Below are 18,683 nucleotides of genomic sequence, written 5' to 3'. Positions count from 1 at the left end.
GGTCTTATTCCTTACTGCAAATACAGACCCTCCGGCTGCGTTTGTTGACGCCTTAGGTGCTGCCAGTCGGATTTTAAATAAACCCAATCAGCAGCACAAGCATTTTACGCCAGTAGATCGTGTCATTCAGGATCACTATTCGCTAGTAGCTTCAGTAGATAGCGTTCGCATTTATGTTCGCCGGGATCGGTTAACTTCGCATCGAACTTTACCTGATACCGAGCTTACTTCGACTTTATGAATCCAGCCAACGAACAAACTTTATTCAATTTAACGGGAAGAGTAGCCATCATTACAGGAGCGAGTAAAGGCATCGGCGAAGACATTGCCCGTTTGTTTGCTCGTTTCGGCGCCAGCGTTGTTGTCAGCAGTCGTAAACAGGATGCCTGTGACGCTCTTGCAGAAGACATTCAAAAACAGGGTGGTAACGCTACAGGAATTGCTGCTCATGTAAGCGATACCCGTCAGCTTCAGCAGTTAGTCGACCAAACCATTGCTACGTATGGCGGGATCGACATTCTTGTCAATAATGCAGCATCAAATCCCGTTTTCGGCCCTTCTCTCGATTGTGATGGTCTGGCATTCGACAAGATCATGCAGGCCAATGTAAAGGCTCCGTTTGAGTTGAGCAAGCTGTGCTATCCTAGCATGAAAGCGCGTGGTGGAGGCAGTATTATTATGATGAGCAGCATTGCTGGCCATACACCCGATCCCGGCCTGGGTATTTATAGTGTCAGCAAGGCCTCGCTGAATATGCTGACGAAAGTGCTGGCCAAAGAATGGGGCCCAGACGGGATTCGGGTAAATGCTATTTGTCCTGGTCTGATCAAAACTAAATTCAGTCAGGCTCTCTGGCAGGATGAAAAAATTCTGAATCATTTCACAAAACGACTACCCATTGCCCGTATGGGCACTACAGACGAGATTAGTCCGCTGGCTCTCTTTCTGGCTTCTGATGCCTCTTCCTATAGCACAGGGAGCTTGTTTTATGCCGATGGCGGAACAGTTATCTAAACATTATTTACGGTCATTAGTAGCAGACTTTCAATAATCAGTTTTGGGCTGACTATTACGTAGCGACTTGTATTCCTGAATCAAAATTCTATGCCTTCTATCGAAACACGGGAAGTTTGGTTACGTGGTCCACTACCTGACGTACCACCTTTGCTCCAGCCAGTTGCCCATGCGCTTCTTCAGGCTCGCGAGGAAATAAATGCGCTTATGCAGAACTTCCCGGAAAGTCATCTCTGGGATCGTCCTAACAGCGTAGCGTCGGTAGGTTTCCATCTACAACATCTAACGGGTGTTTTGGACCGAATCTTTACGTATGCCCGTGGGGAATCCCTTTCAGCGAGTCAACTAGCTGCCCTAGAGGCAGAAGGAAAGACAGATCGGTCTACTCCATCCGTTCAGGAATTAGTTAATCGCTTTAGTGAGCAGGTTGACCGGGCATTGGCTCAACTACGTAGTACAGATGAGAACACACTGACCGAATTTCGGGGTGTTGGCCGGGCAAAATTGCCATCGACAGTGGTTGGCTTACTCTTTCATGCGGCAGAGCACACTATGCGCCACGTTGGACAGTTATCCGTGACAGCACGCGTAATAACACTTTAATGAGCTTTTAAGTTATGGTTTATCAGCTGTTTATAAACTCAGTCGATTATTGATTCGAAATCCACAAAACTTGTGGACTCAGTTCACTCAAAACCATTCTTATACCATGAAAAAGTCAATCCTGGCTGTGCTTGCCGCAGCTGCTATTTGCGGAAACGTAGCGTTAGCCAATGTCCCATCGCAGGATAAACCCGTCAGTAAAACCACCACAACGGTGAAAAAAAGTATGCCGACTGCCAAAGCATCTACAAAATCGACCAAGTCAGTTCATAAAAAGCACGTTAAGACTTCGTAAACTTTCCTTTTTCCAATAAAAAACGGACTGATGAGAATGCCAGTCCGTTTTTTATTGGGAACTACGGTAATTCATTCCGTAACGTAAGCTGACAAATTCGTTTGGTTTGGGCTGTTATGCGAAAACGATGATCGATTCGTCGGCCAATTACCCAGGCAATTGCATCGCCTGATAGAAGTACTGCCGATTGCTCCCGCTCAGAACGGTTAAGTTTGTAATCGTTTAATAAATCACTAACCAGTTTGTGCCCTTTCAGGCCCAACGGCCGGAATCGATCACCCTGCCGCCAGGGACGAATCGTAATCGGGAATGTCAATTTATCTGCATCCAAACACGCTACGTTCGAATTTATATTCAGCTTAAAATCTTCCGGTTTTTCAGCAATCTCTACGGATATAAAAAATTTATCGACTATAGATATCAGCGAATCGGACCATTCAGCCAATCTGATCTCATAGTCTGACTTTGGGCGTAAAGGCTCCAGTAAAAGACCGTTACGTTCGTGCGTGATTCGATACGTTGCTGATGCAAACACCTGCCCGGCTGGTTGACCGAACGTACTTAGCATTTGCGCAGTCTGTGCTTCAGTAAAACCAAACGGTTTTAACCACTCGGCAAGTCGGAAGGGCAGTTCAGAAGACGCCAATAACCGATCCATCGGAAGTAATAACTGCTCCCCTACCGGCTCCGTAAGCTCTTGCCAGGAGCGCTCAAGCTCAGCTTTTAGCAACGCTTCGGCGGCACGAAACCGTTCTACAGTACGTGGCAAAGTTTGCCACAAGCTCGAATTTAGCGTTGTTAGCACCGGCACTACGTGGTGGCGAATTCGATTGCGAGCGTACTTATCTTCGGCATTAGAACTATCTTCCCGATACGTTATTTTATGGGTTTCGGCATAAGCGGCCAGCTGGTCGCGGGTGGCGAAGAGTAATGGTCGAACAAGTTGATTTTGCTTAACCCGTATGCCATGCAAACCTGCAATTCCCGAACCTCGAGTCAAATTGAGTAGCAAGGTTTCCAGTACGTCGTTCTGATGATGCGCCGTAGCTACATAGGGGTAGTCGTGTTGCCTGAGCAATTGATAGAACCAGTCGTAGCGAAGTTCGCGGGCGGCCATCTGAATGGACATTTTCCGTTCAGTAGCTATTGTAGCTGTATCGAATCGGATCAGATGGAACGGAACCCCATACTGTTCAGCCTTGTTCTGCACAAAGAAAGCATCGGCGTCGGATTCTGTTCCACGTAAACCAAAATTCACGTGAGCAATGGCAAATGGCTGACCGATGTGATGAAATAATTCGGCCATTACAATGGAATCCAGTCCTCCGCTCACCGCGAGTAAAATTCGGTCGGACGCTTCGAACAGATGGTTATCGTTAATAAATCCTAAAAAATCCCGTTCCAATGTATCGGTCGCGGCCCTAAGACCGTAGTTTTGTTACTATGATTCGTTTCGTTTTCCGCTTATTCGTTACGTTCCTTTGCTTCGGTTCACTTTGCCTGTCTACAAATGTACAGGCTCAAGTTGGCGTTCCTTCATCGGGTCGGCCATCTTCAGCCGGCGGTGCCTCCGATAAAGTGGAGCTGTTTCATGCCGATAGCCTGGTGGTGCTCAACATTCCTGGTCAGGCCGTTCGAAAGTTACACAATAACGTCAGGTTACGTCATAAAGGGGTTCTGATGTATTGCAATCTGGCTATTCAGAACGTAACGACCAATATTATTGAAGCCTACGGTAATGTACGATTAGTACAGGGAGACACCATTACGGTTCGGGGCGATACGATGTTTTATTACGGCAATACGCGCCAGGCTAACCTGCGAGGGCACGTAGTGATGCGCGACCGAAAAATGACCCTAACAACCGCGCAGCTTGATTACGACATGCTGTCGGGAATTGCACATTATCCGGTACCTGGCCGGATCATTGATAAGGAAAACGTACTTACCAGCCGCGAGGGCTATTATGATACACGCACCAAACTGTTCACCTTCCGACAAAATGTACAGCTAGTTAATCCGAAAGGTACGCTCAACGCCGACTCTCTGTTATACAATTCCTTAACCCGTATCGCTACGTTTCAGGGGCCAACACGTATTAAAAACAAGGATGGTATTCTAACGGCGGTTGCAGGAGAATACAATACAGTAACCGGCATCTCAAATTTCCAGAAAAGAGCTACGGTCGAAACGCCTAAATATCGACTCACAGGCGATTCACTTTATTATGATAACATAACAGAATTGGGCATTGCCAAAGGCAACGTAATAATGGTTGCCAAAGACCGTAAGGCGGTAATTCTAGGCGATCACGTTCGATATAACGGAAAAATAGGTATATCGCGGGTAACGGGTCATGCCGTGGCCAAAAGTCTGGCTAACGAAACGACAAATGATACGCTTTATCTGCGGGCCGATACGTTATTTTCGTTCGATAACAAAGAAACAAATACACGCCGGTTTTTGGGGCAGAAAAACGTATTTGTCTATAAATCTGACTTACAAAGCAAATGCGATTCGCTCATTTATAGTACAGCCGATTCGACGCTTTACTTCTATAAAAAACCAATTGTCTGGAGTCAAAATAAATACCAAATGGAAGCCGATTCGATCCGGGCTTTGCTCAAAAATAATCGAATCAATACGTTGTATCTGAAGAGTAAATCATTCGTAATTTCTCTTGATACGCTGAAAAATTACAATCAGGTAAAAGGGCGAACAATTACGGCTTACTTTGTTACAAAGCTCGTAAATCCGGATACGCTTGCATCTACGGTTTCTAGTACGTCGGTCAGCCAAGCCGTCTCATCAACAATTAATGTACGTAATACGTCGGCCGTTGCAACGAATGCCCCTCCCGAACGCGTATTAGTTAAAAATAAAATATCAACGCCAGCGTCAACAACGGCTCAACTTCAGGAACAGACTGTGCTTGATCGGGTCATTGTTGAAGGCAACGGGCAAAGTATTTATTACGCGCTCGACGAGAAAAATAAAATGATTGGGTTGAATCATGTTGAATCCAGCCGCATGAATATCGAGTTTGCAGATAATAAAGTCGGACGAATTCGATTTTATGGTCATCCCGATTCGCAACTTATTCCGCCAAAAGAATTTACAAGTGAAGCGCAACAATTGGATGGTTTTCGCTGGCGCGAACAGGAGAAGCCAACTAAAGGGCAGGTTTTATGGACAGAAACACCACCAGCCGAGCAACCATTGGCTAAGAAAATGCCAAAAAATAAATCGGGCGTTAAACCATTGGCTAAGAAACTCGTTCGAAGAAATACTAAATAACCTTTTAACAATTTTTTAGACACCGATACGTTGACATTGTCTTTTAAGATTGATAGGTTTGTGTTGAATATTTGTGCATTTGAATAGGACTTCATGAAACAATTTATACTTATTGGTGTATTGACGGGCTTGCTAACGGCAACAATCCCGCTCCGAGCCCAGGTTGCTCAGCGAGATTCGGATGCCCGGAAGGGAAGCCGGCTTGAACTAGGCCGCACGTCTTCCGCACGAAAACCCACGCCTGCCTTGCCTTCTCAACGGTTTTCGATAACGTCGAACCAGGGATTATCAGGTCTTGATCGGGCTATTTCGGTTAACAAGAATACGGCGATCAACGCTCATTACCGATCGTTATTGATAAGCCCAAACCAGCAGACGAGCAAAGCAACTGCGCGCACTGCTACTGCCGAAACTTCGCCGGCACCTGCTAACGACCAGCGGCCAGCTATTATTCAGGAAAGCAAGGAGGAAAGTTTATACAGCAGCGATAAATTGTGGGTTTCCAATGCGTATCCGAATCCAGCCGACGATTTTGCAGAACTTGATTATAAAATCAACGGTCCGGTTGAAGAAGCCAAACTTACCCTGCTAAACGTACTGGGCGCCCCTATAGCAACTCACGAACTGGATCGGAACGAGCATAAGGTACGTATTGCAACCCGTCAGCTTGACATGGGTTACTACCTGTATCAACTTTCCGTTGATGGGAAAAAAGTAGCGACAAAACGCCTACTTGTCCGCCATCAGTAAGTTACACTACGTTTTGTTAAAATTGTATAAACAAAGACAATCGTTACGTATTTTCGGCACTATTACAGGCTACGTCGTCGTTAAAACGGTATAGCCTGTAATTTTTTTGTATCTTTGCAACCATATGCAACACCGTCATACTGTTAGGGTTCTGCTGGGAATCTGGGTCATGTTTCTGCTTGGTTCATGCAGCCCATTCTCAAAGCTGCAAAAAAGTGGAACTGATGACGAAAAATATAAAGCCGCCACGGAGTATTACAAAAAAGGCGATTGGTACCGTGCCGGCCTGCTGTTTGAAGAATTAATTCCTGTATTGAAAGGTAGTACGGAATCCGAGCTGGCCCAGTTCTATTACGCCTACACGCAGTACCATCAGCAGCAGTATTTGCTCAGCTCGACACTGTTCAAGAAGTTTTACGAGACGTTTGCCCGCTCCGATTACGCGCAGGAGGCTATGTACATGTATGCTTACTCGCTATACAAAGACACGCCTGCGTTCAACCTGGATCAATCCAATACGTTGACTGCCACCTCGGCGCTACAGGATTTCATAAATATGTATCCTGATAGCAAGTATAAAGATGAGGCAACAAAATTAATTCTGGATCTGCGCGGTAAGCTGGAACGAAAAGCGTACGAGAAGGCGAAATTATATTTTAAAACCAGCGGTTTTAATATTGCTTCCTACAAATCGGCGGTCATTTCTATCAATAATTTTCAAAAGGAATTTCCAGATTCTGAATACAATGAAGAATTGGCCTTCCTGAAAGTTGATGCGGAATTTAGCCTGGCGCAGAACAGCCTGGAAACCAAACAAAAGGAACGTTATCAGGAAGCGATCAGTTATCATCAGGCGTTTGTCGACAAATATCCAAACAGTAGATTTCTGAAGCAATCGGAGAAAATGTACGAAACCAGCGTAAAAGAAATTGAACGCTTGGATACCTTGGAAAAGGAACGTGAAAAAGAGAAAGAAAGATTAAAGAACGCGCCAGCGAAAGTAACGGCGTCCAAACAATAAAAGTCAATAATTGTCGGACTTTTTACTACCGACTGACGATTATCGAATATACTATGGCAACGAATCAATCTATCATTACCCGCAACAACGACAAAATTGCGGCTCAGACTGGAAATCTTTACGAATCAGTTTCGATCATTTCTAAACGTGCCCGGCAAATTGCCTCAAAAAACAAAGAGGAGTTGAGCAACAAATTATCGGAGTTCGTTTCGGCGGTTGATAACCTCGAAGAAGTTTTCGAAAACCGTGAACAGATTGAAATTTCTAAATTCTACGAACGGATGCCTAAACCTACTTCCATTGCAACCGATGAGTTCCTGGAAGAAAAAGTTTACTGGCGTTATAACGACGAAGAAGCTCAGCAATAAGGTAAACCGTATTGTTCATTTATTCATGACCGCACGGTAAACAACATCGTGCGGTTTTGGCGTTTTAATTAGTCGTTAGTCATCAGACATCTACTCCTGGCTATTTATTAACGACTGTTGACTTTCGACTACCTAACCATGTCAGTAGCAGGGAAACGAATTCTACTGGGCGTAACAGGAAGCATTTCGGCTTATAAATCAGCTTTATTAATACGGCTTCTCATAAAGGCAGGTGCCGACGTACAGGTCATCATGACAGAGTCGGCCAAGGCATTTATTACGCCCTTAACTCTGGCAACCCTCTCAAAAAGGCCTGTTTTGTCAACGTTTGTAGCAGACGATAGCGGCCGTTGGAACAACCACGTAGACTTAGGGTTATGGGCCGATGCCCTAATAGTAGCCCCTGCGTCGGCACATACGCTTGCCCGCTGCGCCACTGGTTTATGTGACGATCTTTTATCCGCCGTTTATCTGTCAGCGCGGTGCCCGGTTTTTTTTGCGCCAGCTATGGATGTTGATATGTACCAACATCCGAGCACGGTCGAAAACTTGCGTCGGATTAAATCGTTTGGAAACTACATTATTCAGGCAGAACATGGCGAATTGGCTAGTGGACTGATTGGCGAAGGACGTCTTGCTGAGCCCGATACGATTATGAACGTTCTTAACCTGTTTTTTAAGAAGAACGTAATGCCTGAAACGGAGATACGTAGTAGAAAAGACACTTTTGCAGGCAAGCAGGTGCTTATAACTGCAGGACCAACCCAGGAGCCCATTGACCCGGTACGTTACATCAGCAATCATTCTACGGGCAAAATGGGGTATGCAATCGCTAATGCTTTCGCAAAAGCTGGTGCCAGCGTTACGTTGGTGAGTGGCCCAACGGCTCTCCAACTCCCCGACCCTTCGATTGAACGTATTGATGTTCGCTCAGCTCAGGAAATGTTCAATGCTACGGAACGGGCTTTTCCTGATGCGGACGTAGTGATATTAAATGCCGCTGTTGCCGATTATACTCCCGCTCATCCTGCCGATCAGAAAATAAAAAAGAACGAATCGACCTTTGCGCTCGAACTAGTCAAGACAATCGACATTGCTGCTACGTTAGGACGTCAGAAACGTGCCGGGCAATTGCTTATGGGGTTTGCCCTCGAAACAAACAACGAACGCGATAACGCCTTAAAAAAACTGCATCAGAAAAATCTGGACTGGATTGTTCTCAATTCACTCCGTGATGCGGGTGCCGGTTTCGGACATGATACCAATAAAATTACCGTTATCGACAGGAAAGAGAAAACCTACGAATTTACCCTGAAATCGAAGGAGGAAGTAGCGCAGGATTTGGTAAATTTGATTGCTGATACGTTAGAGTTCGAAAAAAAACCTTCGTTATAATTGCAAGCCGGAGGTTAGTAGAAAAATACAATTTCTCAGCGCAATAACCGCATGAAAGCATTATATATCATTACGTTACTGAGTCTTTTTCTCCGCTCGGCGTATGCACAGGAGCTAAATTGTCAGGTGACAGTTAACTCCGATCAATTGTTCGCACAGCAGAAAACGGACTTCTCATACGTAAACCAGCTTAAAGGAATCATTACCGAATTCATGAACAATCGGCGCTGGAGCAATGATCAGTTTACCGTTGCCGAACGTATCAATTGTTCGCTGAATATCAACCTTATAAAATCATTAACTCAGGGCGCTTTTGAGGCAACAGCGCAGATTGTTGTAACACGACCTGTGTATGGTACCAATTACGAGACAACGGTTTTTAGCTACGTAGATCGGGCCTTTAATTTCGTTTACCTACCCACAACACCTGTCTATTTCCGGGATAATCAATTTTCCGACGATCTTACGTCGCTACTGGCATTTTATGCGAATGTAATTCTGGCTGTCGATTATGACACATTTAGTAAGCAGGGCGGCAACTTGTTTATTCAGAAAGCGTACGCCATCACAAACCTAGCGCAACAGGGCTCACCCAATGGAGCCTGGCAAACAGGGGGCGACCGTCGGAATCGTTACTGGTTGATTGAGAATCTGCAAAACCAGCAGTTAATACCATTCCGTGATGGAGTATATACGTATCATCGATTAGGATTAGATGCGTTTGCTGTTAATCCGGTAGAGGTGAGAAAGCAAACGCTTGGATTGCTGAATACAATACGTACAATTGGGTTACAGTTACCTAATTCGGTCTTGATCAACTCTTTCTTTGATGCCAAATCCCAGGAATTGTACAACATCATGTATGAAGGAACACCAGCAGAACGTAAACAAGCTTTTGATTTACTTTCTTACTTAGACCCGGCGAAAACTGAGAGTTATCGAAAATTAATCACCGAAGGACAGTAAATAGTCATTAGTCGATAGCAGGAAATTTCATGAACTGCTGACTATTAACTATCAACTACTAACTAATCACTGATTTTGCTGTCGCATTTACTTATAAAGAATTACGCCCTGATTGATGAACTTGAACTCACGCCCGATCGTGAGCTTAATATTATCACGGGGGAAACTGGGGCCGGAAAGTCGATCATGCTGGGTGCTATTGGCCTTCTGCTGGGCAATAGGGCCGACACGCGCGTGTTATATAATCCGGAACGGAAGTGCATTATTGAGGGTATATTCGGCGTATCGGGTTATATTATTGAGCAAATTTTTAACGAAGAAGAGTTAGATTATTCCTCAACCTGTATCGTCCGACGCGAAATTAGTGTCAGCGGTAAGTCGCGGGCGTTTGTAAATGATACGCCCGTAAATCTGGAAACGCTCCGGCGCGTAACGAGTCAGTTGATGGATATTCATTCCCAACATGATTCGGTTTTGCTCGGCTCGAATGAATACCAACTGGAGATTGTTGATACGTATGCTCAGAACGATAATCTGCTACGTGCCTATCATGCAGATTATCAGACGTATCGGACGTGCAAAAACCAGTATGACCAGTTGCTGGCTGAAGCGGCTTCCATGCGCAAAGAGTTTGATTACAACAACTTCTTATACGAAGAGCTGTTGAAGGCGCAGTTGCAGCCTGACGAGCAGGAATCGCTTGAGCAGGAATTGACTATCCTGGAAAATGCCGAGGAAATTAAAGAACGGCTGCAACTTGCTTATGAATACCTCGACAACACTGAGCAATCCGTCATTGATTTTTTGAAGAGCACCGTCAGCAATCTGGCCTACATCAGTAAGCTTTCGAATCAGTACGAGCAGCTACAGCAGCGGGCCCAGAGTAGTTTGATTGAACTGCGTGATTTAGCCGACGAAATCAGCACCGAGCAAGACCGCGTCGACGTCGATGATTCGCGGGCCGAGTCAATACGTGAGCGGTTGAATTTGATTTATCAGCTACAAACCAAACACCAGGTTAAAGACGTAACAGGGCTTATCGCACTACGTGACGAACTTAGTCAAAAGGTAAGCAAGGTATTAAATCTTGACGATGCGTTAGCGGATGCAAAAGGTCAAACTGATGCAGCCCGCACCAAGCTTCAAGCCAGCGCTGAAACGCTTTCCGAATCACGCCAGGCCGTATTGTCATCCATCGAGAGCGAAATTGGAAAATTGCTGCACGACCTTGGTATGCCGAATGCCTCGCTGAAAATAGCAGCCGAAAAGTCGAAGCCCACACCAACGGGAATCGACACCATTTCCTTTCTGTTTAGTGCCAACAAGGGCATTAAACCTCAGCAGTTGAAGAACGTAGCGTCGGGTGGTGAGTTTTCGCGCCTGATGATGGCCATCAAATACATCTTAGCCAGCAAACGCTCGTTACCTACTATTGTCTTCGATGAAATTGATACGGGTGTATCGGGGGAAATTGCCATTAAAATGGGTAATATGATGCGCGATATGGCTCATAATCACCAGATTATCGCTATCACGCATTTGCATCAGATCGCCGGTCAGGGAACAGCCCATTATTTCGTTTATAAGGATCATTCAGCGGACAAAACCGTCAGCCGAATCAAAAAGCTTACGCTCGACGAACGTATCAACGAGATCGCCCAAATGATTGGTGGCAAAAACCCATCGGCCAGCGCCCTCAAAAACGCCCGCGAGATTTTAAAGCAACGTACCGCTTCAGCGGCCAGATAATTTGATTCTACGCTAATCTATTTGCATGCTCTCAATTTTATATAGTCAATCTCAATTTCTACTCCTGAATCTATGCACAAATCTACTATTGTGGTTACTGGATTAATTTTCAGCTTTTTTGTCTACTCATGCAACTCCGATGAAAATGGCGTCAAGGAGGCTGAAAATGAAGTATTTGCCATCCATGACGAGGTGATGCCTAAGATGGGAAACATGATGAAATTGCAAAAAAGCCTGAAGCAACGTATTGCCTCGCTTGACAGTCTCAAAGCCACTGAATCGGCATCGAAAACGCTTCGAATTGATGAAGATAGAGATCAGGCTATGCGTCTGAGTCGTGATTTAAAGGTTGCAGATAGTCTGATGATGGGCTGGATGAACCGTTATAACGGCGATACACTCGCCAAACTATCGTCGGAGGAAGCTCTTAACTATTTAGCTGCTCAAAAAGATCAAATTAGTGATGTTCAAACAAAAGTTAATTCAAGTATCGAACAGGCCACTCAGTTTCTGGACAAGAAGTAGTGCTTATCTCTTTTTGGCTAGTCTGTTTGTACTGCTGTGGGGATGTGGGCAAACGAATGATACGTTGCCTATTCTAGGGCAACGTGAGGCTGTAACGAGGGTAGTTGACGGGAAATCTGTAACCGACTCCGTTTATCAGACGATACCTGATTTCAGCTTTATTAGCCAGTATGGCGATACCGTGACGGCTAAAACCCTCGCGAATAAAATATACGTAGCCGATTTCTTTTTTACGACTTGTCCAACTATATGTCCTAAAATGAAAGTACAGTTGAAGCGGGTTTATGAAAAATATAAGGGAAATTCGAACGTAATGTTTCTCTCACATACGATCGATCCTGAACATGATTCGGTAGCTGTTCTGAAGGAGTTTGCCATCAATCTTGGGGTTACGGATCGTCAGTGGCTGTTTGTAACGGGAGATCGCGAAAAAATCTACGACATCGGGCAAAATAGCTATATGGTCACAGCACAGGCCGATGAATCAGCTCCTGGTGGAGTAGTCCACAGCGGAGCCTTTATTCTAATCGACAAAGCCAAGCATATCCGGGGTATATATGACGGTACTACCGAAGCAGGTGTTGATAAATTAATGAAAGACATGGAGCGACTGCTTGCCGAATATAAGTCATGATGCGAGTCATTAAGGTAATCTTATCTCTTTCAATAACTCTCCTTTTGTCTTGTCAGAGTGAGGAAGAGATAAAGCGACAACGTTATATTACTGAAGGAATAGCCGTCTATAGAAACAACTGTGCGAATTGCCACCAGAACAAGGGAGAAGGTCTTGCTGCCCTTTATCCGCCGATAGCCAATTCCGATTTTTTAAAGAATAAAAACGCGGTAATCTGTTTGACCCGTTATGGTCAACAAGGACCAATTGTTGTAAATGGAAAGCCTTATAACCGGGTAATGCCTCCACAACCGCAGCTTAGCGACCTCGAAGTGGCTGAGTTAATCACCTACATTTATAACGAATGGGGTGACGAAACCAAAGTGACTAGTGTAACTGAAGTCACCCCCATTCTGGAAAAGTGTAGTAAAGTCACTAGTCAGTAGCAAGCTACACCCCTGCTACGTGCGAGTGACTTTTTAAATACCTGTCTCTACGTTAAAAATGCCTGTCGGCTTGCGAATGGCGTACTGAGTAAAATCCTGGTTGGCGTCCAAACCGACTCCGTAGAGTTTTTCGCCAGTTAAATCGCTAAGTACCGTTACTCGTTTATCGGTATATACTTTCTTGGTAACCGGATTCCAGGTTAATTCATCAGTAAGTAGCTTTTCACGCTTCTGTTTATTAATAACCACTACGTGACCCATTACGACGTAGAGATCCTTGGCTTTGTTATAACGACCCGAGTCAGACCGTAACGTGGTCATTTCTTCCCCTGCTGGGCCGTAGAAGACAATATTGATAGGTTGTGGGTATTTCCTGTCATCGTTACTGTATCGTAACTGCTTGGGTGTTTTTAGCCTAACCTTGAGCACAGCTGCTTCACTATACAGTAATTTTACGTCGTTGATTTCTTCAACTGGCCCAGAGAATGGCTCTATTTTCCTATTTTGTTTTGGCTGTTCACAGGAAAACAGGAGCGTGCAACAACAAACGAATAATAAATAACGACTAACGTAGTTCACCATCGAGCTACCTATTATTCTTTTTGTACTACTCATTGTTCCTTAAACTTGGTTAATCAACGACTTGCTTACGGAACCACCAGTCATTGAGCGAAAACCCAAGTGCCACGCGTACGTATTGCTCCCGAATTTGTGTACCTGTCAGAACGCCCCGTTGTCCACCAACCAGAGACAGTGTAATATGGTTAACTAAATAAGAGCCGAGCGGCAACGATACGCCTAAACTGCCATTGACATCATTAATTTGCGTACCATTTACCAGATATGGCAGGCGATTATACTGAAAACCAGCCCGATACGTAATCAGATCCCGATAACGGTTCGAAGTCGGTTTTGGTGTATATTCAATACCAGCCGCAACGGTCATACCATCAGCCAGATTTCCAGATTTGTTATCGGCAGTACGAAACTTTGACCACTCCTGAAAGCCAACATCTACACCAATCAGAAGCGAGTTGTTCTTTTCCAGACTAATACCAAAGTTCATCTGTTGCGGCAAAATAGCCTTTGCCGTAGAATTAAGTCGCAGCGTGTCCGCTACGGCTCCCAGGTAAGTCTTTTGATTAATATCCGTCTGGACGGCCTTGATTCCTGTCTGTGGATCGTAGGTTGCGCCAAGATTCAGCGTCCAGTTCTCACTTATTTTAGGGCGCCAGGCAGCGCCAAGTTTCCATACTATATCGCTGTAATTGACCCGATTCAGACGCGAAACACCCACGTCTGTGGTAGTTGGGCTTAGTAATAAGGCTGAACTTGACGAATACGTAATATTCCCAAACAGGAAAGCTGCTTCTACACCTGCGTAGATATTTTTTGTAAGCCGTACACCATTAGAAAACGTTGCTTTGTTCAACCCTCCGCGCCCTGTATAATCATACTGAGCGGCATACGTTGCTCCTGGTACGATTGATCTCTGCTGAATACTATAGTTGACATAGGTGTACGGTTTCAGGCTTATGGCCATATTCCAGCGCGAATTAGCTGGAAACGCCAATGCCAGATAACCCAGGTTACCCGCCGTGGATCGCTGGCTTTGTAAGCTGTTACTGATGTATTGGCTAATGCTTTTGGTTTCTCCGATCAGCCCAACCTCAAATACCGTAAATCGTGTTCGACGAGCCAGCAGCGCTGGATTTTGCAGATTCAGGTAAAATGAGCTGGCGTTGCTGATGCCCACTCCGCCCATTCCTATATTCGTTACGTTACCGGGGCTATATAACTCTCCGATACCCAGAGCCGAATAGGGTGAATTTCCTAATCCTTGCGCCAGTACCATTGGCGATGTCGCGGCAACAGCCAGCAAACTATGCGTTAACGTCCGGCGTATTCGCTTGTAAATTCTCAACATTATAGCGTAAAATTCGATTCAATCCAATCAGCACCAATTCGGGCACTGCAAATATCGGGGGTTTAAAACGACTTTCAAAGGCAGATATATCGCCACCGCAAGTCAGTACAGCCACATCCGGCCAATTCTGACGATACGTATCGATAATACCGTTCATTTCAAATAACAACCCATTCATCACTCCACTTTGCATGGATTGTCGAGTATTTTTGGCGGTTATGTAAGGCCATTCAGCAGGTGCCTCTATCAGAGGTAAACGCGCTGTTTGCTCATGCATAGCCCGAAACCGCATTTGCAACCCTGGAGAGATTAAACCGCCATGAAACACCGCATCCTGATCAACAAAATCAGCCGTCAGGCAAGTGCCCAGATCAAGTATCAGACAATCCTGACCTGGAAACAACGTAACAGCGCCCACAGCTGAAGCAACCCTGTCGGCCCCGAGTGTTGCCGGCGTTTCATACGTCTTGCGTATGGGCACAAGCGTTTGGCTATCTAACACCCAAAAATTGTCGGTCAAACTGGACAACTCAGTCCGAATTTCATCAGCCGGTCGACTCGTGGATGATGCCAGAATATGAGCTACAGAACGTTGTCTGATCGCAGCATGTAAGGCCCCCAGCGAACCATACCGATTTGTTTCGACTAAGGATGATCCGTTAAACCAGCCCGTTTTCAGGCTGGAGTTCCCCCAATCTATCACCAGATTTACACCAGACGGTTTATCATTCGTCAGTATTCCCATTCGTTGTATGAGCAGTCAACGCTGATTTAATCCACAAAATTTGTAATTCTCCGTCGTTTTAAGGATTTTTAACGACAGAACTATTATGAACTATATACAGACTTACAGTTGTGGCAACCTATTATTTTCTATAGTTCAGTCACAATTTTATGTTGAAACTGGAAACATTTATTCTTAAATAACGTTATCTTGACAAGACCGTATCAAATTATTACCTTTGCTACCATCAATCCAGTGTTAGGTAGTATTCCCAAGAAAACAGCCTGGCACAATGATAAGTTGTTGTAATGGCAATCTATCGGTTTCCAAATGTTTTGATACCTACTCTGTCTGGCCTCACCAGCTACTAATGTTTGGATTAGGTACATCATCCCGGTTCATACTTTTTGACTTTTATTCGTCGCGTATATTACTTGCAATCAGTTAAGGTTAATTTGGGTGATCAATCAATAGCCCCTCTATCAGGCTTATCTGGGTTTGCGTACCTGCCTATCAAAACTACCATTTCATATTTCGACAATCCCCTATTTCCATCTTTGCCGCACCAGCGGTCCTTTTAAGGTTTATTGCTAACCTGACCTGTATGTTTAAGAAAGAAGAATTAGATAAGAAGCTTCTCGCGGAGCTTCACCCTATTGCCGAACAATTCGGCATTCGTAACCTGAGTAAATTCACCAAAGAAAAACTGGTTTACGAAATAATAAAACAGCAGTCCGAACGTCCGGGACCAGAAGGAGCCGACGAGAAAACTTCTGTTGAAGAAGCACCAAAACGTAACCGCCGGGCAAAGTTAGCAGAAGCCGCGCCCGAGGTTGCTTCACAAAGTGAACCAGCAGTTGACTCAGCTGCAAATTCAGACAACAGTACCCGTTCGCGCCAGCGTGTCCGGCGGGAAAATACCCCTACCATTTCGGCTAACCCTCCGGTTAGTGAACTGGAAGCCAATCTGCCTGAAGTTGCTAACCCACAGCCATCTGTAGCAGCAGTAACGGCTGACCCTGCCGGCATACCGGTAGCACCCCAGTCGGTGCCAGAAAATCAGGAAGGGGCAACTGACACAACCCAAGGTAACAGTTCGAACAATCAACCCGTTCGAAATCGGAATGAGAATGGGCGTGAACGTACTGATAACAATGGGCCTGCTTCAGATCGGACAGGTCGTCCGAATCATCAGCGTAATGATCGCAATGGCCGCCCTGACTCGAATCAGAATCCATACCGTAATCAACGACCTGACGGAAATCAGCCTAGTCAGCGAGACCGCCAGCGTGTTGATAATAACCGCGATCGAAATGACGTAGCACGTGATCGCAACAATCGTGACGGCGGCCAACGCGACAATATTCATCGACGTGATCAGCGCCCACGCACCCACCGGGTGCCAACAGACGAACTGACACTCAGCTTTGGCGAGCAACCCGAAGAGGAATTTATCACACCAACCGTTGTTTCAGACGACAATGCTGCTAACGTTCAGTTATCGGGCGAACCAACCGCAACGACCGAAGCCCTGTTTAACCCATCTGAAGTAGCTAGTGAACCCCAAACCATTCAGCAGCAGCCGCAACCGGAACCAACACCGTCGGGCCAGCCGCAGCTTCAGGGCCCATCCCGCGAAGCTCAAGAATATCAGAGTCGCATCCGTCGCCAGTATAATCAACATATTCGTGAGTTCGATGGGATCATTGATAACGAAGGCGTACTGGAAATTATGCAGGATGGCGGCTACGGGTTCCTGCGGTCGGCAGATTACAATTACTTAGCCAGCCCGGACGATATCTACGTATCACCTTCGCAGATCAAACTGTTTGGCCTGAAAACGGGGGATACAGTACGTGGTTCTATTCGCCCACCGAAAGAAGGTGAAAAATACTTCGCCCTGCTGCGCGTATCGACGGTGAATGGCAAAACTACAGAAGAAATTCGTGACCGTATTCCGTTTGAATATTTAACCCCGCTCTTCCCGGATGAACAATTACGGCTGAGTAATCGTCCGGAAAATTATTCGTCGCGGGTGCTGGACCTGTTCGCTCCTATCGGCAAAGGTCAGCGTGGTATGATTGTAGCCCAGCCTAAAACGGGGAAAACGGTGCTTCTGAAAGAAATCGCCAATGCCATTACGAAAAATCACCCGGAGGTGTATTTGATCGTATTGCTGATTGACGAGCGCCCCGAAGAAGTAACGGACATGGCACGTAGTGTAAATGCAGAAGTTATTTCCTCTACGTTCGATGAACAGGCCGACCGGCATGTAAAAGTGTCGAGCATGGTGCTTGAAAAAGCCAAACGGATGGTTGAGTGTGGCCACGACGTAGTGATCCTGCTGGATTCGATTACGCGTCTGGCACGTGCTTACAACACTGTCGTTCCTTCGTCGGGTAAAATCCTGTCGGGTGGTGTTGATGCCAATGCGCTACACCGGCCAAAACGGTTTTTCGGAGCGGCCCGTAACGTAGAGAATGGCGGGTCATTGACAATCATCGCTACAGCTCTGATCGATACAGGTTCGAAAATGGATGAGGTTATCTTCGAGGAATTCAAAGGTACCGGCAATATGGAACTCCAACTCGACCGGAAGCTGGCCAACAAACGTGTTTATCCAGCCGTCGATGTACTGGCGTCGGGTACGCGCCGGGAAGACTTGCTGCTGGATAAAGAAACTCTTCAGCGTGTCTGGATTCTCCGCAAGCACATGGCCGACATGAATCCGATGGAAACAATGGATTTCCTGCTGGAACGCATGAAAGGCACACGTAGTAACGAAGAGTTTTTGATTTCGATGAATCGGTAAAACGTAGCAATAGATTACACACAAAACGGTCCGCCGTTGCGGTACAAAGTACAGAGAGTTTTCTCCATGTTCTTTGCACCGCAACGGCGGACCGTTTTGTGTGTAATCTATTGTTACGTTTTACCGATTCATCGAAATAAAAAACTCTTCGTTACTACGTGTGCCTTTCATGCGTTCC

18 protein-coding genes are annotated in these 18,683 nt (G+C 45.6%); 14 read left to right on the top strand and 4 right to left on the bottom strand.

Translation table 11 applies throughout. The features are described 5' to 3' along the window. The first annotated feature begins 237 nt into the window (after positions 1-237). The 3 genes from ACOJS8_RS13930 (at position 238) to ACOJS8_RS13920 (ending at position 1,912) form a co-directional block, all read left to right on the top strand. On the top strand, positions 238-1,014 hold the full coding sequence (locus ACOJS8_RS13930) for an SDR family NAD(P)-dependent oxidoreductase (RefSeq protein WP_420149151.1): 777 nt from the start codon (positions 238-240) through the stop codon (positions 1,012-1,014). Positions 1,015-1,104: 90 nt separating this feature from the next. Continuing rightward, entirely contained in the window at positions 1,105-1,617 is a 513-nt protein-coding gene (locus tag ACOJS8_RS13925; protein WP_420149150.1) for a DinB family protein, read from the top strand. A 106-nt stretch (positions 1,618-1,723) separates the two neighbouring features. Further along, positions 1,724-1,912, top strand: coding sequence for a hypothetical protein (locus ACOJS8_RS13920; RefSeq protein ID WP_420149149.1), 189 nt, complete (start codon positions 1,724-1,726; stop codon positions 1,910-1,912). A gap of 61 nt (positions 1,913-1,973) precedes the next feature. Here ACOJS8_RS13920 and tilS read toward each other — a convergent pair whose 3' ends face one another. Next, on the bottom strand, positions 1,974-3,317 hold the full coding sequence (gene tilS, locus ACOJS8_RS13915; protein ID WP_420149148.1) for a tRNA lysidine(34) synthetase TilS: 1,344 nt from the start codon (positions 3,315-3,317) through the stop codon (positions 1,974-1,976). Between the two features lie 38 nt (positions 3,318-3,355). Here tilS and ACOJS8_RS13910 point away from each other — a divergent pair, with 38 nt between their 5' ends. The 10 genes from ACOJS8_RS13910 (at position 3,356) to ACOJS8_RS13865 (ending at position 13,042) form a co-directional block, all read left to right on the top strand. Then, the gene (locus ACOJS8_RS13910; RefSeq protein WP_420149147.1) at positions 3,356-5,209 is read left to right on the top strand and encodes an OstA-like protein; all 1,854 of its coding nucleotides are present in this window, start codon (positions 3,356-3,358) and stop codon (positions 5,207-5,209) included. Positions 5,210-5,302: 93 nt separating this feature from the next. Then, positions 5,303-5,959: a T9SS type A sorting domain-containing protein gene (locus ACOJS8_RS13905; RefSeq protein WP_420149146.1), complete on the top strand. Its 657-nt coding sequence runs from the start codon at positions 5,303-5,305 to the stop codon at positions 5,957-5,959. A 124-nt stretch (positions 5,960-6,083) separates the two neighbouring features. Then, positions 6,084-6,980, top strand: coding sequence for an outer membrane protein assembly factor BamD (locus tag ACOJS8_RS13900; RefSeq protein WP_420149145.1), 897 nt, complete (start codon positions 6,084-6,086; stop codon positions 6,978-6,980). Between the two features lie 53 nt (positions 6,981-7,033). Next, entirely contained in the window at positions 7,034-7,348 is a 315-nt protein-coding gene (locus ACOJS8_RS13895; RefSeq protein WP_420149144.1) for a DNA-directed RNA polymerase subunit omega, read from the top strand. Positions 7,349-7,486: 138 nt separating this feature from the next. Beyond that, positions 7,487-8,743, top strand: coding sequence for a bifunctional phosphopantothenoylcysteine decarboxylase/phosphopantothenate--cysteine ligase CoaBC (coaBC, locus tag ACOJS8_RS13890; protein WP_420149143.1), 1,257 nt, complete (start codon positions 7,487-7,489; stop codon positions 8,741-8,743). Positions 8,744-8,794: 51 nt separating this feature from the next. Further along, positions 8,795-9,709 (top strand): DUF4835 family protein, encoded by a 915-nt coding sequence (locus ACOJS8_RS13885; RefSeq protein ID WP_420149142.1) that lies wholly within the window; start codon positions 8,795-8,797, stop codon positions 9,707-9,709. Between the two features lie 75 nt (positions 9,710-9,784). Further along, positions 9,785-11,458, top strand: coding sequence for a DNA repair protein RecN (gene recN / locus ACOJS8_RS13880; RefSeq protein ID WP_420149141.1), 1,674 nt, complete (start codon positions 9,785-9,787; stop codon positions 11,456-11,458). A gap of 72 nt (positions 11,459-11,530) precedes the next feature. Then, a complete protein-coding gene (locus tag ACOJS8_RS13875; RefSeq protein ID WP_420149140.1) occupies positions 11,531-11,983 on the top strand; it encodes a viral A-type inclusion protein in 453 nt (150 codons plus the stop codon). Continuing rightward, a complete protein-coding gene (locus ACOJS8_RS13870; protein ID WP_420149139.1) occupies positions 11,922-12,617 on the top strand; it encodes an SCO family protein in 696 nt (231 codons plus the stop codon). Before ACOJS8_RS13875 ends, ACOJS8_RS13870 begins: the two co-directional genes overlap by 62 nt. Continuing rightward, a complete protein-coding gene (locus ACOJS8_RS13865; protein ID WP_420149138.1) occupies positions 12,614-13,042 on the top strand; it encodes a c-type cytochrome in 429 nt (142 codons plus the stop codon). Before ACOJS8_RS13870 ends, ACOJS8_RS13865 begins: the two co-directional genes overlap by 4 nt. 33 nt (positions 13,043-13,075) lie before the next feature. Here ACOJS8_RS13865 and lptC read toward each other — a convergent pair whose 3' ends face one another. From lptC to ACOJS8_RS13850, 3 genes are read right to left on the bottom strand one after another with little or no spacing between them, the layout of a single operon-like run. Beyond that, positions 13,076-13,624, bottom strand: a complete 549-nt coding sequence (lptC, locus tag ACOJS8_RS13860) for an LPS export ABC transporter periplasmic protein LptC (protein WP_420149195.1) — start codon at positions 13,622-13,624, stop codon at positions 13,076-13,078. Positions 13,625-13,673: 49 nt separating this feature from the next. After that, entirely contained in the window at positions 13,674-14,969 is a 1,296-nt protein-coding gene (locus ACOJS8_RS13855; protein ID WP_420149137.1) for a hypothetical protein, read from the bottom strand. Beyond that, positions 14,926-15,714: a type III pantothenate kinase gene (locus ACOJS8_RS13850; protein WP_420149136.1), complete on the bottom strand. Its 789-nt coding sequence runs from the start codon at positions 15,712-15,714 to the stop codon at positions 14,926-14,928. Before ACOJS8_RS13850 ends, ACOJS8_RS13855 begins: the two co-directional genes overlap by 44 nt. 583 nt (positions 15,715-16,297) lie before the next feature. Between ACOJS8_RS13850 and rho the strand changes: the two genes are divergently transcribed. After that, positions 16,298-18,505, top strand: coding sequence for a transcription termination factor Rho (gene rho / locus ACOJS8_RS13845; RefSeq protein ID WP_420149135.1), 2,208 nt, complete (start codon positions 16,298-16,300; stop codon positions 18,503-18,505). Positions 18,506-18,683 lie beyond the last annotated feature (178 nt).

The organism is Spirosoma sp., assembly GCF_048594605.1.
Classification (GTDB): Bacteria; Bacteroidota; Bacteroidia; order Cytophagales; family Spirosomataceae; genus Spirosoma.
This window is presented reverse-complemented; position numbering and strand designations above follow the sequence as displayed.